Origin of the sequence: Brakhagea baltica, assembly GCF_052161605.1 — a bacterium.
Lineage (GTDB): Bacteria > Planctomycetota > Planctomycetia > Pirellulales > Pirellulaceae > JBKCUI01.
In genome coordinates, this window is the sequence record NZ_CP197409.1 from 839,467 (window position 1) to 865,503 (window position 26,037).

Annotated in this window: 25 protein-coding genes; 10 read left to right on the forward strand and 15 right to left on the reverse strand. The window is 50.9% G+C overall.

The window, feature by feature from the left end; genetic code table 11:
* The first annotated feature begins 7 nt into the window (after positions 1-7).
* The 5 genes from SH449x_RS03330 (at position 8) to SH449x_RS03350 (ending at position 5,617) form a co-directional block, all read left to right on the forward strand.
* Positions 8-1,048 (forward strand): stage II sporulation protein M, encoded by a 1,041-nt coding sequence (locus SH449x_RS03330; protein WP_482379899.1) that lies wholly within the window; start codon positions 8-10, stop codon positions 1,046-1,048.
* A complete protein-coding gene (locus tag SH449x_RS03335) occupies positions 1,038-1,967 on the forward strand; it encodes a hypothetical protein (RefSeq protein ID WP_482379900.1) in 930 nt (309 codons plus the stop codon). The genes SH449x_RS03330 and SH449x_RS03335 overlap by 11 nt, the downstream gene beginning before the upstream one ends.
* A 104-nt stretch (positions 1,968-2,071) precedes the next feature.
* Positions 2,072-2,815 (forward strand): hypothetical protein, encoded by a 744-nt coding sequence (locus tag SH449x_RS03340; protein ID WP_482379901.1) that lies wholly within the window; start codon positions 2,072-2,074, stop codon positions 2,813-2,815.
* The gene (locus SH449x_RS03345) at positions 2,816-4,360 is read left to right on the forward strand and encodes a hypothetical protein (protein ID WP_482379902.1); all 1,545 of its coding nucleotides are present in this window, start codon (positions 2,816-2,818) and stop codon (positions 4,358-4,360) included.
* Between the two features lie 69 nt (positions 4,361-4,429).
* Positions 4,430-5,617 carry a phosphoglycerate kinase gene (locus SH449x_RS03350; protein ID WP_482379903.1) on the forward strand — a complete coding sequence of 396 codons (1,188 nt, stop codon included), beginning with the start codon at positions 4,430-4,432 and terminating at the stop codon, positions 5,615-5,617.
* Between the two features lie 265 nt (positions 5,618-5,882).
* On the opposite strand, the gene SH449x_RS03355 is transcribed toward SH449x_RS03350, so the two are convergent.
* From SH449x_RS03355 to SH449x_RS03375, 5 genes are all read right to left on the reverse strand, one after another.
* On the reverse strand, positions 5,883-6,101 hold the full coding sequence (locus tag SH449x_RS03355) for a hypothetical protein (RefSeq protein ID WP_482379904.1): 219 nt from the start codon (positions 6,099-6,101) through the stop codon (positions 5,883-5,885).
* A gap of 105 nt (positions 6,102-6,206) precedes the next feature.
* A complete protein-coding gene (locus tag SH449x_RS03360) occupies positions 6,207-6,350 on the reverse strand; it encodes a hypothetical protein (RefSeq protein ID WP_482379905.1) in 144 nt (47 codons plus the stop codon).
* A 14-nt stretch (positions 6,351-6,364) separates the two neighbouring features.
* The gene (locus SH449x_RS03365) at positions 6,365-7,495 is read right to left on the reverse strand and encodes a DUF1559 family PulG-like putative transporter (protein ID WP_482379906.1); all 1,131 of its coding nucleotides are present in this window, start codon (positions 7,493-7,495) and stop codon (positions 6,365-6,367) included.
* Positions 7,496-8,128: 633 nt separating this feature from the next.
* Entirely contained in the window at positions 8,129-8,299 is a 171-nt protein-coding gene (locus SH449x_RS03370; protein ID WP_482379907.1) for a hypothetical protein, read from the reverse strand.
* 24 nt (positions 8,300-8,323) lie between these two features.
* Entirely contained in the window at positions 8,324-9,367 is a 1,044-nt protein-coding gene (locus tag SH449x_RS03375; protein ID WP_482379908.1) for a DUF1559 family PulG-like putative transporter, read from the reverse strand.
* A gap of 794 nt (positions 9,368-10,161) precedes the next feature.
* On the opposite strand from SH449x_RS03375, the gene SH449x_RS03380 reads away from it, so the two are divergent.
* Positions 10,162-11,562: an OprO/OprP family phosphate-selective porin gene (locus tag SH449x_RS03380; protein WP_482379909.1), complete on the forward strand. Its 1,401-nt coding sequence runs from the start codon at positions 10,162-10,164 to the stop codon at positions 11,560-11,562.
* Between the two features lie 19 nt (positions 11,563-11,581).
* Here the strand turns inward: SH449x_RS03380 and SH449x_RS03385 are convergent, their stop codons facing one another.
* The 3 genes from SH449x_RS03385 to SH449x_RS03395 are packed head-to-tail and all read right to left on the reverse strand — an operon-like array spanning position 11,582 to position 14,622.
* On the reverse strand, positions 11,582-12,745 hold the full coding sequence (locus SH449x_RS03385) for a phosphorylase family protein (protein ID WP_482379910.1): 1,164 nt from the start codon (positions 12,743-12,745) through the stop codon (positions 11,582-11,584).
* A 12-nt stretch (positions 12,746-12,757) separates the two neighbouring features.
* Positions 12,758-13,264, reverse strand: a complete 507-nt coding sequence (locus tag SH449x_RS03390; RefSeq protein ID WP_482379911.1) for an FmdB family zinc ribbon protein — start codon at positions 13,262-13,264, stop codon at positions 12,758-12,760.
* A gap of 44 nt (positions 13,265-13,308) precedes the next feature.
* Positions 13,309-14,622 (reverse strand): MFS transporter, encoded by a 1,314-nt coding sequence (locus SH449x_RS03395; RefSeq protein WP_482379912.1) that lies wholly within the window; start codon positions 14,620-14,622, stop codon positions 13,309-13,311.
* A gap of 301 nt (positions 14,623-14,923) precedes the next feature.
* On the opposite strand from SH449x_RS03395, the gene SH449x_RS03400 reads away from it, so the two are divergent.
* Positions 14,924-16,210 carry a PQQ-binding-like beta-propeller repeat protein gene (locus SH449x_RS03400; protein ID WP_482379913.1) on the forward strand — a complete coding sequence of 429 codons (1,287 nt, stop codon included), beginning with the start codon at positions 14,924-14,926 and terminating at the stop codon, positions 16,208-16,210.
* Positions 16,194-17,003 (forward strand): TIGR02117 family protein, encoded by an 810-nt coding sequence (locus SH449x_RS03405; protein ID WP_482379914.1) that lies wholly within the window; start codon positions 16,194-16,196, stop codon positions 17,001-17,003. The genes SH449x_RS03400 and SH449x_RS03405 overlap by 17 nt, the downstream gene beginning before the upstream one ends.
* Here the strand turns inward: SH449x_RS03405 and SH449x_RS03410 are convergent.
* From SH449x_RS03410 to SH449x_RS03420, 3 genes are read right to left on the reverse strand one after another with little or no spacing between them, the layout of a single operon-like run.
* A complete protein-coding gene (locus SH449x_RS03410) occupies positions 17,000-18,034 on the reverse strand; it encodes a phosphotransferase (protein WP_482379915.1) in 1,035 nt (344 codons plus the stop codon). The two genes, SH449x_RS03405 and SH449x_RS03410, sit on opposite strands and share 4 nt — an antisense overlap.
* Before the next feature lie 21 nt (positions 18,035-18,055).
* Positions 18,056-18,868, reverse strand: coding sequence for an ABC transporter ATP-binding protein (locus SH449x_RS03415; RefSeq protein WP_482379916.1), 813 nt, complete (start codon positions 18,866-18,868; stop codon positions 18,056-18,058).
* On the reverse strand, positions 18,861-20,510 hold the full coding sequence (locus tag SH449x_RS03420; RefSeq protein WP_482379917.1) for an ABC transporter permease: 1,650 nt from the start codon (positions 20,508-20,510) through the stop codon (positions 18,861-18,863). Before SH449x_RS03420 ends, SH449x_RS03415 begins: the two co-directional genes overlap by 8 nt.
* 347 nt (positions 20,511-20,857) lie before the next feature.
* On the opposite strand from SH449x_RS03420, the gene SH449x_RS03425 reads away from it, so the two are divergent.
* Together SH449x_RS03425 and SH449x_RS03430 are read left to right on the forward strand one after the other, a co-directional pair.
* Entirely contained in the window at positions 20,858-21,493 is a 636-nt protein-coding gene (locus tag SH449x_RS03425) for a response regulator transcription factor (RefSeq protein ID WP_482379918.1), read from the forward strand.
* Between the two features lie 214 nt (positions 21,494-21,707).
* Positions 21,708-22,088, forward strand: coding sequence for an ATP-dependent Clp protease adaptor ClpS (locus tag SH449x_RS03430; protein WP_482379919.1), 381 nt, complete (start codon positions 21,708-21,710; stop codon positions 22,086-22,088).
* Positions 22,089-22,248: 160 nt separating this feature from the next.
* Here the strand turns inward: SH449x_RS03430 and SH449x_RS03435 are convergent, their stop codons facing one another.
* The 4 genes from SH449x_RS03435 to sufD all read right to left on the reverse strand — a co-directional run bounded on the left by SH449x_RS03435 (position 22,249) and on the right by sufD (position 26,037).
* Positions 22,249-23,961 (reverse strand): SufS family cysteine desulfurase, encoded by a 1,713-nt coding sequence (locus SH449x_RS03435; protein WP_482379920.1) that lies wholly within the window; start codon positions 23,959-23,961, stop codon positions 22,249-22,251.
* A gap of 6 nt (positions 23,962-23,967) precedes the next feature.
* Positions 23,968-24,297 carry a metal-sulfur cluster assembly factor gene (locus SH449x_RS03440; RefSeq protein WP_482379921.1) on the reverse strand — a complete coding sequence of 110 codons (330 nt, stop codon included), beginning with the start codon at positions 24,295-24,297 and terminating at the stop codon, positions 23,968-23,970.
* Complete coding sequence (locus SH449x_RS03445; protein ID WP_482379922.1) at positions 24,290-24,598, reverse strand: Rieske (2Fe-2S) protein; 309 nt, start codon at positions 24,596-24,598, stop codon at positions 24,290-24,292. The genes SH449x_RS03440 and SH449x_RS03445 overlap by 8 nt, the downstream gene beginning before the upstream one ends.
* A gap of 110 nt (positions 24,599-24,708) precedes the next feature.
* Complete coding sequence (gene sufD / locus SH449x_RS03450) at positions 24,709-26,037, reverse strand: Fe-S cluster assembly protein SufD (protein WP_482379923.1); 1,329 nt, start codon at positions 26,035-26,037, stop codon at positions 24,709-24,711.

The following is a 26,037-nucleotide window of genomic DNA, read 5'->3' on the forward strand; positions in this document are numbered from 1 at the left end:
CCACAACATGAAGATAGCTGAGGTACTCGAACGACGACGGGAGGGATGGGTTGAGCTCGAAAACATGTGCAATGAGATGCGGTCTGGGAAATTTACTTACAAGGCGAATGGGCCCAGATTGGTACGCTTTTCGGCCTTGTACCGAGCCGCTTGCACCGACCTAGCCATGTCGGACCAGTACCAGCTACCACCTGCTACGATTGAGTACTTACACCGTTTGGTCGGGCGTGCTCATAGTCAACTGTATCGATCGAAGTCTCCTCGGTTAGACCGCATCATGCAGTACATTTTTCTAATCGTACCGCATGCTGTATTTCGAGATCCCTGCGTGATTTTGGCTGCACTTCTGTTCTTTGGTTCCTTTGGGCTTTCTGCTTACATCGCCTTTACTATTCCCAAAGCTAGAGCTCACGCAGAGCGGATTCTCGGTGAAGACCAGATCGAGATGATGGAAAAGATGCATTCGAGCTCCATCAATTCTGTCGGGTCAAGCACTGCGGGGCTAGCTAGTTCAGCTTGGTACATTCAACACAACGCTGGTATCGGGTTACAGTGTTTTTGCCTCGGCCCTTTAATCCTGCCAACTTTGGCAATGCTTATATTTAATGGATGTACCCTCGGAACGGTATTCGGTTATATGGCAACAAGTGAAGCCATGTCGTCTGCGAACTTTTTTCAATTCGTAACGGCACACGGTCCCTTTGAGCTCACCGCCATCGCTCTCGCAGCAGGTGCGGGGATGAGAATTGGGGTGGGGCTGTTCTCGACCCAAGGTTTTTCGCGAGGAGCATCGTTTCGGATCAACGCAGAGCGATCGCTTCCCATAATTCTATGCTCGGTGATCTTATTCATTTTGGCAGCCTTTACGGAAGGTTGTTTGTCGCCGATCGATTTTCCCTTTCTCTATTTGTTCAAGGTTTCGTTTGCTGTTCTATCTTCGACAGGCATGACCGCATACTTTCTTCTGCTTGGGTGGCCAACGTCGTCTCGATTGCAAAAACTGGCGCACCATCCCGATAACCCATGGAGAGTTCGCCATGCAACTTGATAAAACCGCCATTGTTATTTCGCACAGGCGTTTGTTCGATGTAGTCGACTTGAGCCTGATCGTGCTGAGGACCTATTTCAAGCAAATTCTACTTTGCTCGATAATTGGAATCGCACCATTTGCCCTATTGAACTTTGTTCTTACGCTTCCCTTGTGGGATTATGAGTTTCTCGCCATGCGATCCAGCGAATTTACGGATCCTATCGCCTATCGAATTCGTTTCTATTTCATACAGTCTGCAATCGTCTTTCTTCAAATGCCTCTGGCTCTTTCCGTTCTTACATTCTTTATCGGGCAAGCCGTCTTTGTGGAGCAGCAGTCTCTCAAGCAGGTATTCAAATCTTGTTGGGAAAGATGGCTGCAATTACTGACTGTGCTAGGCGTCTTTCGCTTGGGGCTCGTGTGCTACGTCCCCCTACTATTCATGTTCCTTAATCCACAAATGAATTTAGGACTGGAACTGGGGGTGTATCTGTTCCTAATTTGCGGTGCTTTGTACTTAGTTCGTACGGTACGCCCCTTTGCCCCCGAGATTGTCGTGCTAGAAAGAACCAATCTATTTCAAAAATCGAACTCGAAACAGAATCCCAGCTACTTCCAGAGAAACAAATGGCTACACTCGGCGCAACTAAGCGACAACCTAGGTGCGCACATTCTGCTTTCAATCATTTCGATCTGGGGTGTCGGATGCTTGTGTATCTCACTCGTGTTGCTTGTGGGGGTCATATCCAAGGCTTGGACATGGAGTGAATGGATCGATCTTATTGGGCTGCCCATCGCGTGCTGGATAATTGCGATTTGGATAACGGTGATTCGGTTCTTGCTATACATGAACACTCGCATCCAGACCGAGGGCTGGGAGGTCGAGTTAAAGTTTAAAGCAGAGAATGCTCGGTTGGAGGAGGCTTTGTCGCAATGAGCCTCGTTATACCTTCAAAATCCATTTTCTCATTCGCTTTTTTTGTTGTGCACGTCGCTGTCTGTAGTACTTGTTCGCGACTGCCGGCAATGGGGTTTGTTTTCATGCTGCTTGCATGCCAACACACACTGGCCGCTGCTCAATCCGACGCCACGGTGCTTTCCAAAGGTGCCGATCCAACTTGGTATTCCGCAGAAGATCGAACGCTGGTCCCCGCCACTCCGAAAACAAGCACCGGGATTAACACTTCGGATCGGCACAACCAAATAAGTAACGGAAGCACCAAAACGACGAGAGACTTTGGATGGCTAAGTGACATGTTCCGGGGCATGCTCTCGTTTATACGAGACTTTTGGAAGATTATATTGACCATTGTCTTGATCGCAGTCTTGACATTGATCGTATTTTTTTTGATCAGAGTCCAGCGTATGATCGACCCGCCTGGGAGTAAGTCATCCGGCAATACGAGCGTAGCAACTCAGCAGCGCAAAGTGACTGATCTACCCTTTGAGCTCGATCGACCAGACTTACCACTTCTACAACTGGTGGAACAGTATCGAAACCAAGGTGAGTTCTCCAAAGCGATCATATACTTGTATAGCTACATTTTGATCGAGTTGGATGCCGCAGGATTGGTTCGCCTCGCGAAAGGTAAGACCAATTGGACTTACCTGAGCGAATTGAATCCAAGACCGCAGGAGAAATCTCTCACCACTTCTGTTGTTTACTGGTTTGAGCACATCTTCTTTGGCAAACAGGAAATGGATGCCGCTGCCTTTGACGCTATTTGGTCTGCAATGCCCGCCTTTCACGAAGGCTTGAAAGCTATACGCAAGGAGCGAACCTGAATGATTCGGCATTCGCATATGCGAGAGATGTTCGCCTTAGTGAGTCTAGTCCTGGTCGCTTCTCTAGCCGGGTGTACTTCTACCAGGCCTACCAGCGATTACGGTGCTAGCGAGGGGGCCACTTCGCGAACCAGCCCCGATGGTTTAGCGATCATGAGACAGATGTGTATTGAACAAAATTTGGCGGTCACTACCGTCGGTAGCTTACCTGCCAATGGTGAACGCAAATTGTCTACGATTGTTTGGTTGCCACATCAGATTGCTTCGCATCGAGAAGAGCCTATGAATTGGATCGCTCGCTGGCTAGCTTCGGGTGGAAAGACCTTGGTCTATGTCGGTCGAGACTACTCCCCTAACGCCGACTATTGGGAGTTGACGCAAGGAATGCTGGGCGATCGAGACGCCGCGAATGATGCTGGTGTTAACGCTGCCTTAGAAAGAGCATCGCTCGTAAGCAAGCAGGTTAGCGCGAAAGATTATGTAGCCTATCCATGGGGCTGGTATCAAAAGAAGTTAGGTGAACACAAACAGATTGATTCCCTCGAAGGAGACTGGAGCCAAGGTCTCGAACAGCTTCCTATCAACATCAAACTACGCAACACGTTTCGAGCCTGGAGCGAAGTATCCGATTCCGAACTCGAACAAGTCTTCAATAAACAAGTCGAACCTGCGACCTCCAATCAATCGTCTAATGCCACTCCAACGGCAGGCAGCCAGCCTAGCTCGTCCTCTCAGCCTAGTACGACTCCCGTCACTTATTATCCCTGGATGAAATCTGGATCATGGGGGGAGGATTACCTAACAGCGGAAAAAGAACGACGCGCGGCACCGACTGTCGACTCGGAAGATGTCTCAGCCGAGATGGAATCCGACGAGGATTTTTTGGAGCGGGTAGCAGAATGGGAGGATGACGATTTTTTTGAGGAATACGTAAGTCCACCGTCAGAAGGGGTGACTCACGAGGTGGTGCTACGTACCGCTGACGGCCAACCGCTTATTACCGTTGTGACGAAATCTCAATGGAAGGGCTCTCGAATTGTGCTACTTGCCAACTCATCCCTCATATCGAATTTATCCCTTACCTATGACGGTAACCGACTGATTGCATCGAAGTTGATCGATACGTTTTCTCCAGGGAGAGTCGGTTTTCTATCGGCTCCCAATGATCCCGTGGTGCTGGATGGTGACAGCGGCACCGAGGGTTTGCTTTCACTTTTAACACTACCGGTCAATTTGCTGGTAGCACACCTCGTGCTGCTCGGGTTGGTCGCCCTATTTTGTTTATGGCCTATATTCGGCCGACCAGCGGAACTGCCTGCTCTGTCGACGCAGAGTTTTTCGCAGCACATTAGCGCATTAGGAAGCCTTCTGCAAAAAACAGGCGACCAATTCTACGCTCGTACGACGATCGCCGATTACTTTAGGCATGTCAAAAAAGATCCCAACTCCGCGTGGGCACAACTCGATGCAGAATATAGGGCCAATTCTGCTTCTCCTTTCCGACAAGACGATGCTAATTCGCCAACAAAAAGCGGGAACGGCTAGACATCGAGGGCGATCGTCCGGACAATGCGCCGAAAATTGTTTTGAGACCCTTTTTGACTGAGAAAAACAATGGCAAAGAAGAGCATTGCGTCGGTAGATTGCAAAGGAAAAGTTGTCCTTATGCGAGTCGACTTTAATGTCCCGCAGGATGATACGGGAGCGATAACGGACGATCGTCGCATTCGCATGGCGATTCCTTCGATTGAGTCTGTGATTTCGCGAGGCGGAAAGCTTGTCCTTCTCAGTCATTTGGGCCGTCCCAAGGGTGTTGGGCCAGAGCCAAAGTACACTCTCAAGCCAGCGGCTGATCGGTTAGCAGAGTTGCTCGGTAAGCCGGTCGCTTTCGCGGCAGACACGGTTGGTCCTGAAGCGGAAAAGACCATCCAGGGATTGCAAGAAGGCCAGGTGGCTGTTCTCGAAAATGTGCGATTCAATCCGGGAGAAGCCAAGGGAGAAACGGAATACGCCAATCGGCTCGCAGGCTGGGCCGACATTTATTGCAACGACGCCTTCGGCACTTGCCACCGTGCAGAGGCATCTATGGTGGCCGTACCTCTAGCCATGGGAGACAAACCAAAGGTGGTGGGCTTCTTAGTCGAGAAGGAGATCAAGTACTTGAGCGACACGATATCGAATCCGGCTCGCCCGTTCGTCGCGATTCTGGGGGGAGCGAAGGTAAGCGATAAAATCAACGTCATCAACAACCTTCTTGGCGTTTGCGATCAGGTTATCATCGGCGGAGCCATGGCATATACCTTCTCGATGGCTCAAGGTGGCAAGACCGGAAAGAGCCTTGTGGAGAAAGACAAAGTCGAGTTGGCGAAAGAGCTTATCGCCAAGGGGGGAGACAAACTCGTTCTGCCAGTCGATACGCACTGTGGTGATGACTTCAAGGGATCCTGCAACAAGCAGGTTGTTGCCGCAGGCGAGATTCCTGACGGTTGGGAAGGGTTAGACATTGGTCCTCAGTCGGCGGAAAAGTTCGCTGCGATCGTTCGCTCGGCGAAGACAGTGGTATGGAACGGCCCGATGGGTGTGTTTGAGATGCCTCCCTTCGATCAAGGTACGGTGGCGGTAGCCAAAGCGGTTGCCGACAGCGACGCGGTGAGCATCATTGGTGGTGGAGACAGCGCGGCAGCAATCGAGCTACTCGGTTTTGCTGACCAAGTTACGCACGTCAGCACGGGCGGCGGTGCCAGCTTGCAAATGCTCGAAGGGGAGAAATTCCAAGCCGTCGAGATCCTCGACGAAGCGTAAAACGCGTTTTGCAGTTAAGCGAAAAACTCGAAATTGTGAGGCAAGCCTACCGCTTGCCAAGAGCCCCAGAGACGAAGAATTAGGGATTCCTCCCCCCAGGGATTACCAACGTTTCGTCAAGCCAGGCTTACGGGGGAGCGTCAGATGGGTAGCAAAAGAACTGCTTCTCAAGTGTTAGCCTTCGCTGGCGATTTTGGTCGCTCTGAGAATACACAATCTTAAAATAGCATGCTCAAACTCATTTGGTCATGCCCAAACACTAGAACTACGTAGGCAAATTTGGTCTCTCTGTGACTTTGTCATTCTCAATTGCCGGACCTCTGGCCTTTGCCTTCTCCTCGAGCAACATTACGTAGGTCATGACAGTCGGACCTATAAAATAGCCACCAACTCCCAGCACAATCGCAACTATAATAAACCTCGAAGAAGCAAACCGACGCTTCGCGTTCTTTGCAGTGCTTGACGACTCTGCCTCACTTGACATGTTTCACAACCCACTAATTCAAAAATTGACTCGAAAGTGCTTATCTATAAGAACAAAAAGAGGCATTGGAAGAATCCAATGCCTCGAATTTGACAGAGTACACGACTAAAGTGAATCGCTACTCATCGAATCTGATCCGCCAGCCGATGGTTGGGGAGGTCTCTCGAGAACCGGAGCATTCTTGGTGGCTTCGGTACTTCCGCCACACCCAAGAAACACACCCAATACAACTACATAAACAAATCTCATTTAAACTTCCCTTTCTAATCGTTCAAAGCAACAACTGCGCCGTCAGCCATACCACCGAGTGCGTGCCACAGAGGGCGATCGGTTGTGGTTGGGATAGATCGAGTGGACCCATCTGCTAACGTGAAGTTGATAATTCCACCTTGGTGCATGCTGCTGTAACGAACTGGGCCCGGGAAAGACACGTTGTTCAAAAAGCCCCAAATCGCATCGTTAGGATTCCTCTCAGGGGCGCTCATCATCCAACGGGTGTACATTGGACCGGCGGAAATCCACCAGAAGGATCTGGCCCGACCAGTTCGACGTGGTGCATTGGTGAACAGACCTGTCACTTCTCCGAACATGATCGTGTTGCTCATCCCGTCAGAGATACCACCGATCTTGGTCTTGCTTCTGTGGGAAAAGATCCCCACAAGAGCGTCTGGTGGTAATCCCATCGTGTCATCCATAGGATTGCCTTGGGTCGCAGAGTTCCAAGTCCAGCTTGTTCCGACGCGACCACCCCAACCTGCACAGCCGAGGTAATTTGTTTTACCTTGAGCAAGGTGCCATGCGGCATTTTGAGTGCCTTCACTGTAGAATCCCATTGCGGGACGAGCATTCGCATCGGCCGCCCAGGCAATCGGGGTCAACAAAGAAAATTGCTGTCCAGCATCCGGATCATCGCTGGGGCAAAGCAAAGCTGGAAGCTTCCACTGACCCCAATCCCACGATTCCGTATTCCACCAGTAGCGATTAATCAACTGCTGTGTAGTACCTGTTGCAGCACCAACTCCATTTGTGTCAGGATTGAGATTGGACGCCTGGCTTATACCATTGTAGATCGTGTTTTGCTCGAGGTATGGGAGCACATGGACCAAGTGTCCAATCCCTGAGTGCTGATCCCACTGGACATCCAAGCCAGCAGATCTCGCAGGTGGACCAGGAAACATAAGACCTGGGGGCATTCGCTTGAACGCGCTTTCAAAATTAAGCGTGGCCAAGCCAATTTGCCGAATGTTGTTGCTGCATTGCATTCGCCTTGCAGCTTCTCGTGCCGACTGAACAGCTGGCAACAGAAGACCAACCAAGATACCAATGATGGCGATAACGACCAACAACTCGACCAAGGTAAAACCTCGATAACGAGCAACGATACGCTTCTTCATAAATCAAACCCTTTTAAAGACGAAGAAGAAAAAATAAAAACGCCTTTCGAAACACCTTCTAAGGCTCCAGAGGAACGTTAGAGGAGTGGATCGGACCGACACCGCTCAGAGAGGGCTATACCCCTTGCGGAATCACGTGTGTGAGTGATACCCTTCATCAAACCAAAGAAGAATTTTTTGTCAACTATCCAGAATTCGCCGAAACTTTACCAAAAGATGATTTTCGCTCGACTATCGCTTGAAAATTTACTCCAAAAACCCTTGCTTTTTTCAGGTTTGATCGCATTAGTGTGCATCGGGAAAGGCCCCAGATCACCCTGAGAATTTTTTAAAAAAATTCAAGTTAATCACCCCTTAAAATCAGCCCCACTACTTCTCGGGCCGTTTTCCTTGGGATCACGAGTCTGGTTTTCTCGAATTGGCGATCAAGAGCGATGCGGACTCAGTCAGAATCGGTTCCGGCGTTGGGCTTTTTTCAGAATGGGATTCAGGGTGGAGGATTTTCGAATGGCCAAACGCAATATTGACGGCGAATAATGAGTCGGCGAATAATGAGTGGCACTCAACGCATGCAGCTTCGCTGGGAAAAAAAAAAGGCCGGTGGAAACCACCGGCCTTTGCCTCAACAAATTCTTATCTTGGACGCAATTGCTGGCCTTGCCCGCCGCCTGCAGCGTCTCCTGAACCACCGATGGATGACCCAACTTCGGGTGGTGCGGAGGTTGCATTCGCCGGGACAGTGGGGGCCGAGTCGCCAGAACAACCGACTAACATCATCCCAACTACTAAAACCAAAAATCTCATTCTAAACCTCAATATGTGTTTGTACTAGTTTGGAACAGAAGCCACGACTCCATCGTCGCGTCCTGCGAGAGCTTCCAGAACGGTGAAATCAATGGTGTTCCCAATTCCTTGAATGGAACCGTCACCCATCGCCCAGTTCATAATGCCACCAGCATGACTGCTGCTAAACATGTACTCGTGGGCCCAAGTGGTGTTTTGGCGGTACCAAGGGTGGTGCAGCTCAATCGGGAGCCCATTGTGGTTGTACAAGAAATCTCGCTGACGCCCTGTCTTTCTGTCGAAATCTTGCCAGCTGTTGAATAACCCGGTGACCTCGCCATACATAAAAGTATTCGATGATCCATCGGTGATATTGCCAAAAGTCGTCCGAGTTCGGTTCCCGAAAATACCTTTGAACTGACCCCAATACGGATCATTAATGTGAGCACCCAAACGGCCAACCGACGGAACGTAGTTTGTTCGGCCTGCCTCTGTGCGGCCGCCGAACACCCCGTGCCCGAGCGTACCCGGCCAAGTCGCCGTCATGATTACCTCGCCAATAGCATTATTGTAGGTGTTGTCTGACGGGCATAGAAACGCCGGGATCCTAAACTGTGCAGTTGGGCTCCAGAGGTTGAAGGCACCATTGGCTGTCGAAAACCAAGGCGAATACCTTCCTAATTCAGTCGTGGGAACTCCGAAGTGAGCTTTGCCAATATTCAAATCCCTGTGAGCCTGATAGGGCTCGTAGACGTTGTTAAGCTCGAGGAATGGCATGATCAACGTCAGAGCACCGACGTTCACATGGCTCGACGCCCAACCGTTCTCAAACCAGTTCCCATTGGCACTCATGTTGGCATCGACAGGGCCGATGATTCCGGGTGGGAATCGCTTGTAAGCGGATTCAAAGTTCAGGGTCGCAAGCCCTATTTGCTTCAGGTTGTTCGAGCACTGCATCCGACGAGCTGCTTCTCGTGCCGCTTGAACAGCTGGTAGTAACAAACCAACCAAAATACCAATGATCGCGATAACGACCAACAACTCGACCAAGGTGAAACCTCGATAACGAGCAACAATTCGCTTCTTCACAAAAAAACCCTTGCTATGAGAAAAAAACGCCTTTCGAAACACCTTCTGAGGCTCCAAAAAAACTCAGTGGGTGGATCAGTCGGATTCCATTTCGGGAGGGCTGGACCCGCTGTGAAATCACGTATGTGTGTGGATATACCCTATAAAAACAAACCAAAATTCATTGTCAACCATTCGAAATTCAACAAAACTTCATTGACATTTCCCCGCCACCGTAGACTCGACCGAGCGTTTACCCATAAAATCCCTGGCTTTTCCCTTAGTTTCCTTATTGCGAAACATATCGCAGCAAACACATTATCAATATAGTTTTGTAGAAATACTCAAGTGGAAAAGTCTATTAAAATGCTCTCGAATATTGTCCCAAAGAGTGATCAGACTCTTCAGCGATCATCTTATTTTTGGCAATTTGCTATGCATCCAATCGCTTTATTTCTGATGGCTCCGACTCAAACATCGACTTGAACAATAACAATTCAACCCACGCCAGATGAATTCTCATATGCCCCCCGTTGAATAACATCATATATCCAGAGCGGGGGGAGAATTTTTCATTTTCTTTCAACAATTCTACTAGACGCGCTAAAGCTTGGAGTTCCCGCAACCGATACAACCGTTACACCGTATCGTGGATGGCCGAAAGGAATCCAAATTGGGAAGAGGAACAGCTCTTGCAAGGGCAACTTGGACACCTGGGGCACAAAAGCGATCGTGCTTCGAAAACCTACTCGGAATGGTGCGGTTTTTCATGGGCCTTTTTGATCCTTTGCTGGGGCCTCTTCCCGAGCAAAACTATGGCTCAAAGCCCTTTATTTGAACCACGACCGCCTGTCCCATTCCAGCCAACGCTAGATTCCACTGCCGACCCGCATCTCGTTGAGGGCGCTTCGCTTGCCGGTCCAGCCTCCGAGGAGGCGTTTACTGCGGACCTTCCCGAGTTGCAAAACGAACTTGCGTCGCTACGTAAACGACTTGAAGCACTGGAGAAGGAAACCGCGCAGATCGAATTCCATGTAAAGCAAGAGACTGCTCCCGCGACAAGTAAGGGGACTAAAGGCTGGAACACGAAACTCGGGGGGCATATTCAAACCGAATATGTCACCTGGGCTAACAAAGACGACTCGATCTCCGCTGCGACGAACTACTTCAGCTTTAGACGCCTACGATTAATCGCGGATGGAACGGGCTACGAGCAATTTGACTTTCGTCTTCAATTGACGCTCGAGCCCAACCAGCCCGCCGCTGGTGACATTTTTACTAGCCCTGATGTCAAAGACGCCTACGTTTCCATGAACGAAATCCCAGGTATTGGTCGCTTCCGAATTGGAAATTTCTTCGTTCCCTTTAGCTTGGAACAAGTCACCAATGACACGAACAATGTTTTCTTAGAGCGATCGATTCCCACCCAAGGCATTTTCGCAGCCGATCGTGAGGTCGGCATGGCGGTCTACAACAGCGCTCTAGACGATCGAGTCACATGGACAACTGGCATCTTTTTTGACGACATCACGGACGGAATCAAGACTCGCATCGATGCTAACCAAGGATACCGGCTTTGCGGCCGCTTGACCTGTCTCCCGATCTATGAGGAACGCGAAGAAGGGACACGTCTTATGCACGCTGGTGTTGGTATACTGCATACAGGCGACTTTGACAAACAAGTTCGTTTTCGCTCACGACCTTCGGTGCAACGTGGGCCATTCCTCATCGATAGCGGCATCTTGAATGCTGACACCTACACAACTGGCAACTTGGAATTCGCGACCATCCTGGGCTCATTAACGTCTCAAACCGAGCTCTTTGTATCCCAAGTCAATCTCAATACCGGCGGCACGGCACACGTCGGTGGAGCGTACACTCATTTGAGTTACTTTGTAACCGGTGAGCATCGGATTTTTAATCCTTTCGGGCAGCACGGCGCTCAGTTCTCTCGGAACGTACCCTTTCGCAATTTCTCCACCAAAAAGGGTGTCGAGGGCTGGGGAGCGCTCGAGCTCAAAGCACGGTGGGCCATGCTGGATTTGAGCGAGGTATCTGCGGGACAGTACAACGATTTCACGGCCGGTTTCAATTGGTACTGGTCCGATCGCACTCGAATTATGTTCGACTGGATTCATCCCTTTACAAGCAGTCAAACCGTGTTCGGACAGATCGAAGCAGACTTGTTAGCCATGCGATTCGACGTCAACTGGTGATCATCGGAACCGGCAATTATCACCCATCGATGCACCCGAGCAACGGCTCATCCATGGCCCTAAGATCGCTGGCAGGAATGCCGCCGGGATGGTCCGCTTTTACCAGCATGATGGCATCACGAGCAATTTCAAGATGCTTCAATTTCGACTCTTCGTAAAACGCTTTGGCTACGTCGGGAAGTTTTGGCTGGCCATGCAGCGGTTTGTCGGAGATGCAAAGGAGCGTTGCTGACGGAACACGATAGCGAAAACCATTCGCCGCCACGGTGGCAGATTCCATGTCGACCCCAATACTGCGACTGGCCTTCAAGTCTCGTAGCTTACGACTTAAAGTTAGCTCCCAATTGCGATCGTCGGTGGTGTAGACTACGCCAAAGCGGTAAGGCAGCTTCCGCTCATCGAGAATTCTGGCTAGATAGCGATTCAGAATAAAGCTGGGCACGAGTGGCACGGATCGAGGCAACGCATCGTCCAACACATGGTCGTCGCGCATGTAGCCTGAGGCAAGCACGAAATCGCCGACTTCCTGGTGATTGCGGATCCCAGCACAGTGCCCGACCATGATCATGGCGTCGGGGCGCAGGACTGCCAAATGATCGGTAAAGGTCTTTGCATTGGAGGGGCCGACTCCGATATTCACGATGGAAAGCCCTTCGTTGTTGACCGTATGTTGATGATAAGCCGGCATTTGCACACCAAGCCTACTCGGTTTGCGGCAGGCCGGATAAAGCTGCTCAAACGCGTCCATGTGCATCTGGTAATTGGTGAGCAGAACGTAGCGCTGAAAGTCCTCGGCTCGCGTACCTGTGTAGTGTTCCAACCGTTGCAGCGACAACTCGACTCGCTCCGGCCCGAATAGAAAAACTTTCTTCCGGGTGTGATCAAAGTCAGTTTCGTCAATCCATTGGAGAAGTTGAGGATTACCTAAATCGACCCGTTCGCGATCAGGAGTAATGTCCAATTGGGCACCGCAACCGACCAGTCGCTGCAATTCTCGCTTTAGATACCATCGGTAAGCCGAGGGGCGGGCGACCTTACCCGAGATGACAGGATTATGCTTTGACCAAACGCGAGTGACTATGATTTTGGAGTAGTGGCCGTCAGCGTAATTTTTCTCCATCTCATCGCAAGCTTGTTCGATGAGCGCATCCAGGTTCCCAGACGTTCCGGCGGGTATTTTCATTTCGCTTTGGGCTTACAGTTCGTAGAGTTCGGGATCAACGTTTGGAGCCTCGAACAATCGCTTCCAGCGTTTCGACTTGGAATCTACAGCAAACGGGTCTCCGTCGGCGTCTAGAGCATCCCCCATTTGTTCATCGATCCGGTCGGGATCCTCGCCGGCTTCCATGCGACGGATGGCTTCTTGCATCGCGTCGTTAGGTTGCATACCCGTGACGTCGAACATCTTTTTCATCAGTTTAGCCATCTGCCTCGGGTCCTCGTCACCGGAATCGTCAGATTCGAGATGAGGAGCCATTTCGGCCATGAGTTGCTCCATTTTGGACTCGTCGACATTCTCGAACGGATCCTTGGTCGCATCCGACTCTTTAAGGCCTTTCGAGATGGCAAAACGCGAGATCTTTTTCTCGAGCTTCTTTCGCTTGCACTTTGGGCAACCCGGCACCTTGGTGTTTTGCACCGACCGTGCCAGGAAGCTAAAAACCGTGTGACAATTCGGACAGTAGAACTCGTAAATCGGCATACGCTTTGTGACAAAAGGGAGTTTGTGGCTACAGCAATTAACCGCTACTGAGGATACGGCTCGTCAGGCTGTTCTTCGGCCGTTTCGGGTTTAACTTTGAAGAAGATCATGAAGATTGCAAGCCCCACAAACAGCACAATGCTCGGGAGCATCCAGAATCCTTTCCAGTCAATCGTTGCCGCGTCTCCTTCGCCCGAACTGTACATCACGGTGAGAGCACCGCAGGCCAACGTCCCTAACCAAGTCCCCAGGCCGTAAACCAGCACTCCAAGCAACGACTGCGCACTCGCCCTGAGATCTCGAGGGGCCGTTTTGTCGACATGAATAAAGCCCGCTGCGAAGAAGAAGTCAAAGCAAAAACCGTGGAGCGCCACACCCATGATCACCAACCAAACGGCGTAACCATCCGGTCCTCCATACGCGAACAATAGGTAACGCAGAGCCCAGCAAAATAGACCAACGGACATAACGATTTTGATGCCGAACCGCTTCAGAAAGAATGGAAGCAAAACCAACAGGAGCACTTCCACGATTTGACCAATAGCTAAAGTTGAGCCAACGTTTTTAATCTTAGCTCCTTCATCAATAAACTTTCCTGCGGAGTTGAAATACATGCCCATAGCGATGGAAGCCAGGAACGTAATCACGAAGAAGACGGCAAAGGAGAAGTCCTTGAGCATCGCGAGCGCACGGAGAAAATCAAATGGCCCGGAAGACTTCCCAGCGGGGGGCGTTTTAGGAAGCACGACCAAGCAATAAATCCCAAGAATCAGTGAAATCACGGATGCTTGGAAAAGCGGCCCCGCCGTAGCAATCGTGTTGGCAATTTCCTTTCCGCCAGCGGTCGTAGTCTTACCCGAAAACAAAAAATCGATGAGGAATCCTGCGCAAATCCAACCGAATGTCCCCAGAACGCGAATCGTTGGAAAATCTCGTTCACCATCCGGCACATTGCGAAAAGTGAGAGAGTTTATAACAGCAAGAGTCGGATTGAAAATCAGGGAGTAGCAGAACGAAATAGCAAAGAGGAGCCAGTACTGATCCGGTGAGGTGACCTGAGTCATGGCGAACAGCAAACCGGCACCGAGAATGTGACACAGGCCTAGCAAGCGTTCACTATTCATCCAACGGTCAGCAATATAGCCGACGAACAACGTCGATATAATCGCCCCCAGATACATGTTTGCCATGATCGAGGTGGCTTGGGTCGGCGAAAAGCCTTTGTTCTCCAGAAATGGGAAGTAGACGATCACCCAAGATCCCCAGATGGCGAACTGCAAGAACATCATCAACGACAGAACCACCCTCAAGTGCAACGAAAGTGGTGGGGCGGACGAGTTGCTGCGAGATAGGCCCATACAAGGTTTCTTTCTTAGGTGGGGTAGTAAGTGGGTAGAAACAAGCGAATTACATCGAAGGGGTGTTTAAGATCGCCATAATTCTGCCGTGGCTGTTCGGCCTAGGCTACTGGGAGTACTTTCGGATAGACGACCTCCTTACGAAGTCGGCTAGTGTGACAAATTCCCCCGCGACATGCAAGCAGGGACCGTTGAGCTTATCACCTCAGGTTTCCCTAAGAGCTGAAAATACCTTACAATCCTCCAAAGCGACGCCCCCTTCCCTGGAATAATTATCGCGTGATACGTCGGAGATAATGTCATGAAACGAACGACTTTTTACCGTCATGTGGCCTTACTTGGGTTCGGCCTGGCATCTACCATCGGGACGATCTTTGCCGACGACAGCTGGCCGCAATGGCGTGGCCCAAACCGGGATGGCTTTGCAACCCCACAAAGCTTGCTCACAAGCTGGCCTGAGGACGGCCCTGCGGTTGCATGGTCCTACGAAGATACCGGAGCAGGCTATTCCTCAGTGTCAGTCGCCGACGGCAAGGTCTACACGCTCGGCAAACTCGATGGCAAAGCGACCGCAATCTGCCTCGATAGCAAGACAGGAAAGAAACTCTGGCAAACTCCGTTCGGAGATGGCAAGGCCCGTTACAACACCGGTTGGGGAGACGGACCACGAGGTACGCCCACCATCGACGGAGATTTCATTTACTGCGTCTCTGATATGGGAGCGGTCGCCTGCCTCAACAAGGAGACCGGGGAAGTCGTTTGGACGCGAGAGCTTGTAAGCGAAATGGGGGGCGAGGTTCCTACCTGGGGATACAGCGAATCTCCCTTGATCGATGGCGACCGGGTGGTCGTAACCCCGGGCAAGAAATCGTTTTTGGTCGGCCTCAACAAAAAAACGGGTGAAACGATTTGGGAGGCCAAGCCAAAACACGAGGCGCAGTACGTCTCTGTGATCAAAGCGGAATTTGACGGAGTGCCGGTCTATCTCTCGGCCACCAAACCTGGACTGGTCGGTATCCATGCAGAAACCGGCGAGGAACTGTTCCTGCATCCTAAAACAGGCAACAACGTTGCCGTCATACCAACGCCAGTTGTTTCAGGGAACATTATCTACCATTCCTCGGGTTACGGCGCGGGGTGCACAGCACTGGAAGTTACCGTTTCCGGTTCCGAACTTTCCGTGAAAGAGCTCTACCACGGCAACAGAGGTAGCATGGAGAACCACCACGGTGGCTTTGTGCTGCACGAAGGTACGATTTTCGGATTCTCGCGAACCAACCGAGGTTGCTGGATGGCGCAAGACCTGAAGAGCGGCGAAGTTCTGTGGTTCGAAAAAGTGGGGCGAGGCGCTTCGGGTTCGATCGGATTCGCCGATGGCCACCTGTATTGCTATGACGATGCCGAAGGAATCTGCTATTTGGCGAAACCATCCAAGTCAGGCTGGGAGCCAGTCGGACAGGTGAAGCTTCCCAAGACCTCTTCGATCGATCGGGGCAAGGGAGCGATCTGGGCACACCCAGTGATTGCCGAGAAGAAGCTCTTTATCCGCGATCAAGACAAGCTGTTTGCCTATGACATCAGCAAGTGACCTAACTGCAGGAACTAATTCTAAGAAAAGTCTGATTCGCATTCTCGGAAAATGGTTCCTGTGCGTCACGATCGGCGTTGTCGTGCTGGTCGCATGTTTTTTGCTAGGCGCTTACGTTTTAGCACGTATCCCCGTTAACCGAGGGTTCCAGCATGCGACCGGCGAATCGGTCGAGATATTGCTCATCAACAATGGCGTTCACGCCGACTTGGTCGTTCCTTTGGATGCTCCCGCATTTGAGTTGCGGAGCATCATTCAAGATGGAAATTATCGCACCGATCCCAATCTATATTCTCACGCTATCGTGGGTTGGGGGAATCGAAAGTTCTACTTGGAAACCGAGACATGGGATGATCTGAAGGTTTCGAATGTGCTTTATGCCTTCACCGGCCTAGGCGAAACAACGGTCCACGTCGATCTCACCACCGATTTTCTTTTTCGCATCAAACGCGACAAGCAGCGACTGCTTCGCCTGAGTGACAACCAGTTTCGCTCTTTGTGTGAGCATATTGTCGAAACCTTAAAGAAGGATGAGGAGGGGAACCCGATCCCGATCAACTGCCAACCGTATGGTGACTCGGATTGCTTCTTTGAAGGAAAAGGGAGCTACCACATTTTTCGCACATGTAACGTCTGGGTCGGCGAAGGTTTAAAACGGGGTGGAGTCCGCGTGGGGGTATGGACTGTTACACCCAATTCACTTTTCGCGTGTTTGCCCGACGATGCACCAACAAGAGACGAAAATCCTGAACTTGTACCTGCACCTGAGCCTAGCCCTCCTGCAAGTAACTAACCCTTCAAAAAGATTTGCAATAGGTCCAATAATCGCAATACATATCGAGAGTGTTGAGATGAATCGCTTGCCTGCTCATGGATTCTTCGGCACCAATACGCAATAGAAATCGCCGTTGCAGCCTCATGTAACGATCGCAGATCTGTACCGCTACAAAGGCTGGAATGCGGATTCACTTCGAGATAAGTGTCCGCCAAGCCTTGCCACGTATCATCGACTCGGAGTGAACAGTCGGCAACAGGTAGACTCCCAACAAGTCTTATAAAATCAAAACCAGGCCAATCGATACGGCTAGCACCTACATCTACGGTGTGAATCCATTTTTCGTTTTGATCCACAAGCAGATTCTCTTTCCAGAGATCCCGAATGATCCAATGAAGCTCCAGTTTGGTCGTGCTCAGTTTGTTGATCGTTTCACGCCAACGGCCTGAGTTGGATTGAAGAATTTCAAGAAATGGAGCGATGCGAATTCCCAATAAAGGGTCGGACCTGAGTCTCTCCATCGTTGGGATCTCGACAAGAATCCGATCCAGCAAATCTGCCCTTTCTTGAACCCCTCGAGAAGAACCGGACTGAACCCCGGCTGCTCGTGAGACTCGGTGCAGATGTGCAAGCTGGCGAACATACTCGGTCCTCTGCTCCTCCGAGATCTGCGTACTACGTAGAGGTGAGCCAGGAAGCCATTTAACGAGAGTCCACCAACGAGAATCTTCTTCGATGGTAAGCTCAACTTGATCGTCGGATATATTCCAAGAAACGGGACAGGGTATCGGGCAGGATTCGAAACGAGGGAGCAAAGCTTCTTTGCGACTCTCCAGAAATTTGGCCTGCTCTGACCATAAACGGATCTTGTTTTCGTTTTCCGACGTAGCAGGCCAGCTTCGAACAACCCAGGAATCCGAGGCGATAAAAAATCGAAAGAGCGGCATACCGCTCATTCCGCCTGATAGCGGCTCCCATCGATCCAGACTTGTCCCAAACTTAGCGTGAACCGCTTGGACTAGGACTTGGGGTATGGTTTGGTGAGCCAAGGACACTTGCGACCAGAAGGTTTACTTTAGCTTTTCGACCCGTCCACCCTTGAGCCGCACCAAAGCGTCACACTGTGATGCGACATATTCATCGTGAGTCACCATCACGATGGTCAAGTCCCGTTCCTCGTTTAGCTTTTGCAGCAAACCGAGAATGGAGGTTCCTGTTTCTTGATCCAAGTTGCCGGTTGGCTCGTCAGCGAGTAGTAGAGCAGGATTGAGAATCAACGCTCTGGCAATTGCCGTGCGCTGCATTTCACCGCCTGAAAGCTGGCTCGGACGATGCTTTAACCGATGCTCCAGTCCAACAGTAGCCGCCAATTCGCGAGCTCGTTCGCGAAGCTCAAATCGGTGTTTCCAGTACGAAAATATTCCGTGCCGAATCATGGCGGGAGCTAGGATATTTTCTAGTAGCGTTAACTCTGGTAGCAAGTGGTAGAACTGAAAGATCATTCCGAGTTGAGTATTGCGAAATTGATCTCGTTGGCGCGTTGATACGTTGTCGATTCTCGCACCGTTGAAGTAAATTTCTCCTTCATCTGGCTGGTCGAGCGTTCCCAGCAGATGGAGCAACGTACTCTTGCCGGATCCACTTTGCCCGACAATCGCCGTGATCCGTTTCTCCTCAGCTTGAAAATCGACGCCGCGTAAAACCGGTACAACGACATTCTGCTTTCGATACGATTTGGTTAGTCCAGTCGCACGTAAGATGCTCGGGCTCGCAAGCGTAGCAACTGGAATATCTGCTTCGCCGTCAGCATGAACAACGCGATAACGAGTTTGCTCTGTACCGTTTGGTAGAGTTACTTTTGATGGGCTCAACGTTTTACTCATATCTAAGTGCCTCGACTGGATGCATTCGTGCTGCACGAACGGCGGGAAGAACACTAGCCAATACTGCAATAAGAATCGATCCCACACTCACCCAAACCAACATCCCGGGATGAATAATGGTCGGGATCCGATCAAAGTAGTAGATCGTCGGATCGAATACTTCACGCCCGGTTATAAACTCGACAACTCTGGCGATCTCATTAATCTTCCAGACGAACAATAGACCGCAAACGATCCCGACTCCCGCACCTACCGTGCCAAGAAGAACTCCGTAGCCAAGAAAGATGCTCGCGATGCCGGAGCCAGGTGAACCGAGCGCCTTCAGCACGCCTATGTCGCGAGTCTTTTCAACAACGATCATGAAAAAGGTTGCTAAAATCCCAAAGCCCGCAACCGCGATGATCATAAACAAAAGGATGTTCAGGATGGTCGTTTCCAGTGCTACTGCTGCCAGCAGCGGGCCTTGTGTGTCCTTCCAAGAATTGACCATAACCAAGGATTCGGGGGGAAACTCTGATCGCAACCGATCGCGAGCAACTGCGAGATCCACTCCCGGCTTGAGCTTAACCTGAATGGACGTGACGGCTCCCTGTCCCGTCTGCGGATCGATCATGCCTCGAGACTCCTGCAAAGACCGTAGGGGCACAAAAGCAAAGGTGCCATCGTATTCACTCATTTTGCTCTCATAGAAATCGACAATTGTAAATGTTTTGTCGATGGCTTTGGGAGGGGTGCCAGCATTTGGAAATGCGACACTCACATCATCGCCGGGTCTAAGGTAAAAGTGATCACGAACGTTGTTGTCTAGATCTCGCCCTCTTACGCAACCAAGCCCAATACCAAGCACGATCCCAATATGTTGTTCGGTTTCCGCATCAAAGGACCGTCCGCCTCCGGTGGGAATGCTGATCGGCTTGGAATCTCGCAAAGCTTCCAAAGCGGATTGCGATTGAGTGTTCAATGCAAGAGGATCGTAGACGACTGCTTCTTCTTGCTCGGCTGCTTGGTCGCGTTCCGAGCCGTCTTGCGATCCATTAGCGGCCAGCAATTCTTGTTCTTGAATTTTACGTTTGAGTTCATCGTATCGCTCTAGCTCTGAGCGAAACTCCTGCTGTCGCTTAGCAAATTCCTTCTTGAGTTGTTCATTGAGGCGTCTGTGTTCCCATCCTGCTGGCTGTAGCGAATCTCTCGAAGGATCGTAACCACTTTCCCTGAGTCGGAAATCGAGTCTCTTTTGGTTCTCAGGGTGGAGAAGGTATTTGCTAAAGTCGCTCACCGAAGCGTAAGTCTTCTCATCGATACCAATGAGATTGATCTGTTGAGTGTGAGACTGACCGTTTACAGAAAACGTCATCATTGCGGGTAGCGTGACAACCGTCGTGATTCCAGAAACCGAGTCCCCAAGGCGCTCACGGATTCGTTCGGCATACCAGTCGGGCTGAGCCAGACCTGCTGTCGATCGAGTTTCCACGACTATGTCGCTTAGAATCCCGTGCATGCGTTCCTGCATTAAGGACGTAAACCCGTCCATGACACTGTTAACGACGACGAGCGTCGCGACGCCGAGCATGACCGACACGATCGATGCCAACGCGATCCATCGGGTCCGCAGATATCGCCAGCATAGGAGTAATTTGTACATCGACCTTCCCTAGATACCTAGAAAACCTACGGGTGGAATCCATCCATCAGCGAAAGTTAGCAGGTTTGTCGGCTTCGCTGCAAGACGAACCCCCTCTTCAAGCAAGGAGAAAAAATTTACTATTCCAACCAGATTGGGGGGGTGGAAAGATGGCATCCCGACTTCAATCCTGCTAGCTTAATGGTGTTCAATCGCCAACCTCCGCACGTCAAAGACTCGCTATCTACCGCAAATCCCAACCCAAGGCACGTTTGGAGCGCGTTAAGAAACGATAGCTACCAAAGGGGGGGGATGCGGTGCTGTTTGCGATGCAGATGCCACGAAGTGGATTCAACCCGAGGAAAACTATGTCAAAATCAATTTTGCTGATTGACGACCACGAGATCGCTCGTCTAGGTCTCAAGCAGATTTTGGAAGGCAGTCAGCTCCAAGTGACCGCTGAGGCTTCCGACTCCTCCGCTGCTCTGGAATGCCTTTCGGGAGGGGAATTTGCTTTACTAGTCATCGATCCGAAACTTCCCAGTGGAGACGGATTTTCTCTAATCCAGCAAGTAATAGAGCGAGCCCCCGAACAAAATACGCTGCTGTTTTCGGAACTAGAAAGCCCGCCTTTGTCCTATTATGCCATTTCGCTTGGGATGAAAGGTTTGATTTGCAAGAGTTCCCCCCCTTCGACAATTGTGGATGGGCTTACTAAGGTCGCAGCCGGGGAAAGCTTATGGACCAAAGAAGAGATCAGGAAATCTTCCCGACTGGGGGTCAGCAATACCATACTCGAAACCAAATCGGGAGTTCCGTTGACCAAGCGGGAATCCGATGTTCTCTCGAAAATGGCAACAGGCATGACCAATCGCGAAATCGCGAAATCGTTCGGCATTAGCTACGAAACGGTCAAAGAGCATGTTCAGCACATCCTCAGAAAAATAGGTGTCTCGGATAGGACTCAAGCGGCGGTGTGGGCCGTCCACCATCGGCTGATCTGAGCCAATGGGCTGAGATTTTTTGATTGCTAAAGCCGGGGCGAGTTTGACGGTCGTAAGGCACCCTCGCACAGTTTCCTCGAGAATCAATTTGCAGATTTCGCCAGAACTATTGCCAAATTCGTTACAGACAGGTCTAAAATACGTGATAGTTAGAACGGTCGTAGAGGTTGTCACAGCCGAACAACTTTTGCTCTCTTTAATTTTCGAACCAATCATGAGTGCTAGAATCACGGGAAACAGCAACGCGGTCGTCGACCGAGTAGAAGCTCCGCAAGAGACCATCGTCAGGCCCAAGCCAAAGAAGAAGCCCCAATCCAAGCTTCCGCCACGGTACAACGTAGTTCTCTGGGATGATCCAATTCACACTTACGACTACGTTATCGAAATGATGCAACGCTTGTTCCATCACTCGGCAATCCAAGCTCTCAAGATCGCAGAGGAAGTTGACAAAAGCGGACGCGCGATCTGCTTCACGACTAGCAAAGAGGTGGCCGAACTGAAGCGTGATCAGATTCAGGCTTATGGCAGCGACCCGATGAGCTCCCATCCCAATAATGGAAGCATGTCCGCGTCCATCGAACCTGCTAGTGCCTAGTGTTACCACCCACTGCACCTGTGTCTGGATTCTACTCCTCAGGTTTAGGACGTTTTTCCTTAACCCAATAGCAAGAGTCGCTGCCTCGTGCAGGTCTCAACCTGCAATTCACCGAAAGGGGAGAAGATTCTCGTTCCCTAGGCCACGCCAAGAGTACCGTCTACCCGCGTCTGCTCTTCCGCTGTGTGCAGATGTGATCGACACTCTCGACGAATTTCTCCGCCTCCTCGCGGGTGTTGTACAAATAGAAGCTCGCTCGGCATGAGGAGCTGATCCCAAGCTTGGCATGTAAAGGCATCGCGCAGTGGTGGCCGACTCGAATGGCAAATCCTCGGGCGTCTAATAGCTTGGCCATTTCTTCGCCGTGAACCCCTTCACATGTAAACGTCACGATCCCCGCTCGCTCCTTTGCATGACCGGCATAGACGCTGACACCCGGTATTCGTCGAAGTCCTTCGATCGCAATCTGTGATAATTCTCGTTCATGCTCCAAAAGTCTTTGCGCCCCGAACTGCGCCAGATACTCAACCGCAGGTTTCAACGACACGATCTCGGCGATGGGAGGCGTACCTGCCTCAAATTTGTGCGGCAGGCTAGCTTCTGTAAAACCATCAAAGCTAACAGACTGGATCATGTTCCCTCCACCCTGCCATGCTGGCATCGTAGCGAGGCACTCACGCTTTCCATAAAGAACACCCACTCCCGTAGCTCCGAGCATTTTATGCCCACTGAAGACCACGAAGTCGGCATCCCAATGTTGAACATCAAGCTCGCCATGCGGCACCGCTTGGGCGGCATCAACCAACACGCTCGCGCTAATGCCATGCGCGAGTTCGACGCAATGCTTAATCGGATTTATCGTCCCCAGCACATTGGACACTGCCGTGATTGCGACCAACTTGGTTCGCTCGTTAAGCATGCTCTCGAATGCTTCCAGGTCCAATTCGTAGTCTTCACGAATCGGTACCCATTTGATAACCACCCCGAGTTCTCGGGCTAGCTGCTGCCACGGCACAATATTCGAGTGATGCTCCATCTCGGTGAGCAACACCTCATCGCCACGCTTTAGCTGCTGCCGCCCCCAAGTCTGGGCTACCAAGTTGATCGATGATGTGGTGCCACTCGTGAATATAACTTGTTCGGGTGCACCAGAACCAATGTATTCCGAAATGGCCTTTCGCGAGCCTTCAACTTGGACAGTGGTTTTCGCCGCAAACTCATGCCCAGATCTATGCACATTAGCATAGTGCTGCGAATACAAATCCGACATCGCCTGAATAACGGAGTTCGGCCGTTGTGACGATGCCGCATTGTCTAAGTAAACAACTTGATGCCCCGAGTCCAGAACGGTCGAAAGCGAGGGAAAGTCTTTCCGAACCGAATCAATCTTGTCCTGTATCGGACCGAAATCAGCCCTGCTTGATCGCGCCTCAACCAACTGAGCAGTTGCGATAGAGTGATTACTCGGGTTCATTGCCCCGGCGTAGTCGTGAATGCGTGCGACCATGGAGTGAAATCCATTGCTGCGGAGAGGCGAAAGAAAGCTCTTCAAATGAAGAGCGTCAAATAATTCCTCAATGGAATAGGTTAATATCTCTTCCGGCGTCTTGCCCGAATACGCAGAAACAAGCACTGCTGCCAACCCCCGGACCATCGGTGCATCACTTGACGCTTCAAAGAATAGTCGGCCGTTTGCTGTGCGAGGGACAAACCAAACCATGCTCTGACAACCAAGGACGCGGTACTCCTCCGTGCAATACTCGGTTGGGAATGGAGGCAACGTTTGCCCGAGTTCAATCAGTGTCTGGACTCTCTCTTCAGCCGTTTCGAGGTCCTCAAACTCGGCCTGAATGTCTTCGATCGTGTCGATCATGAGCTCCTAGAAAATCCCTAACTGGTCTCGAGCATCTTCGGTCATCTTCTCCGGTGTCCACGGTGGATCCATAACCACCTTGATATCGACAGAGGATACACCAGCCATCGATTCCACCGCCCTGCGGCTATCTGCAACCAACTGCGGGCCAGCAGGACACATAGGGCTGGTCATGGTCATTTCGACCGCCACCTTGTGGGTTCCGTCTTCGATTTTTTCGATATCGACTACGTAGATCAGACCCAAGTCGACAATGTTGACGAACAACTCAGGGTCGATAACCTGCTTTAACTGTTCCCGTACATGATCTTCTAAAATAACTGGTAGCTCACTCATCGACACTCACATACACCTTTCCGTCTTCGACTTTAGTTTTGAAAGAAGTGGTTGGTTCCGTTGCTGGCATCGTTAACGCCTCGCCCGTACGCAAATCGAACTTGGCCCCATGACGCGGACAAGCGATGCAATGATTCTCCGTCTCGCCATCGCCCAAGGCGCCGCCGTCGTGCGTGCAGACATCCTCGATACAGTAGACTTCACCGTCAATCAAGGTAACGATAACGAAACGCTCATCAACCTCGGTCGCGAAGGGAACGTTGGGGACGAGTTTTTCAACAGGACAAACAAAATGATACACCGAACTAAATGATTTCTAATAAAAAGGGGGTAGTATTATCGGAAATGCCGCAGCTCGATATCACGAACGCGGCAATGGAAATGTTCCGACGGATTCGAAAAGCTAGCGATCTACTCGTACTGTCGAACTTGACGAGCAATCGCTGCACCTAATGCATCGCGAACTGATTCAATGGTGATTCGATCAAATATTTGCTGAAAGAACCCGGTCACGATCATTCGAATGGCTTCCTGGCGAGTAAAACCTCTTGATTGAGCATAGAAGATCAATTCTTCATCGACCCGGCCGCTGGTGCTGCCGTGAGTGCAACGTACGTCATCTGCCAAGATCTCAAGACCAGGGATCGAATCCGCGCGAGCTTGATCACTCAGCATGAGGTTATCGTTTCGCTGATAACCGTCTGTCTTATCTGCCCCCTCATCCACCTTGATCATGCCTCTCCAAACCGTTCTAGAATTGTCCTGAAGAACCGATTTGTAGAGGAAGTCACTGGTGCAATGCGGTGCACAGTGACGCTGAATGGTGTTGTAGGTCAAGTGCTGCCTATCGCGAGTGAACATCACACCATTTACATAGCTGCTCGCCCCGGGGGCAACCAATTCGACTTGTTGATCGACTTGTGCGAATCGAGCTCCCATCGCAGCGACCGTCCACTGAATCGTGGCATCGCGTCCGACACTGGCACGCTGGTGGGAAAACTGCCAAACCTTTTGTCCCCAATCTTGCAAGGAAACGAATCGCAAATTCGCTCGATCCTTGACAATAAGCTCTAGTCCACCCGCGTGGAAACCAGTCGCCTGATCACTTGGGCTGCTACATTCGGATAAGATTGTCGCTTGGGCGCCCTCTTCGAGAATCACCAACACGTGGGAAATGTCTGTCCCGCCTTCGGTCAAAGCCGAATGAAAGTGGAGCGGTTGCTCAATGGTTACATTTCTAGGAACATAAAGCAAGCAACCATCAGACCACATCGCACTCTGCAACGCTGCAAATCGGTCCGGAGCAGTTCCGATCAAGGAATGCATAACACCACGAATGACTTCTGGCTTTTCACGGCAGAATCGAGACAGCGAACCAAACAGTACCCCCTTGGCAGCTAAGGTTTCGTTCAGCGAATCACTCATGACCCGACCGTCGACACTGCTGATGCTACCTGCTGCATCGACACCCTCTAATAACCAAACAGGAGCACCCGTGTCCTTGGGTAGATCCTCGGTCTCAACTGGTAGAGGATACTTATCGATTTTAAATCCCCTAAGCTCCGACCGCATCCAATTCTCGTCGCGAGGATTGGGCCATTCCATGGAGCTAAATTGTTTCCAAGCCTCTTGGCGGAGTTCCGTTAGCCACGCGGGATCGATTCGGCTCTGCAAAAAGGATGCAAAGCCGGCATCATTAAACGCTCCTAGCTGTTCATTGCGTACCATGACTGCATTCAT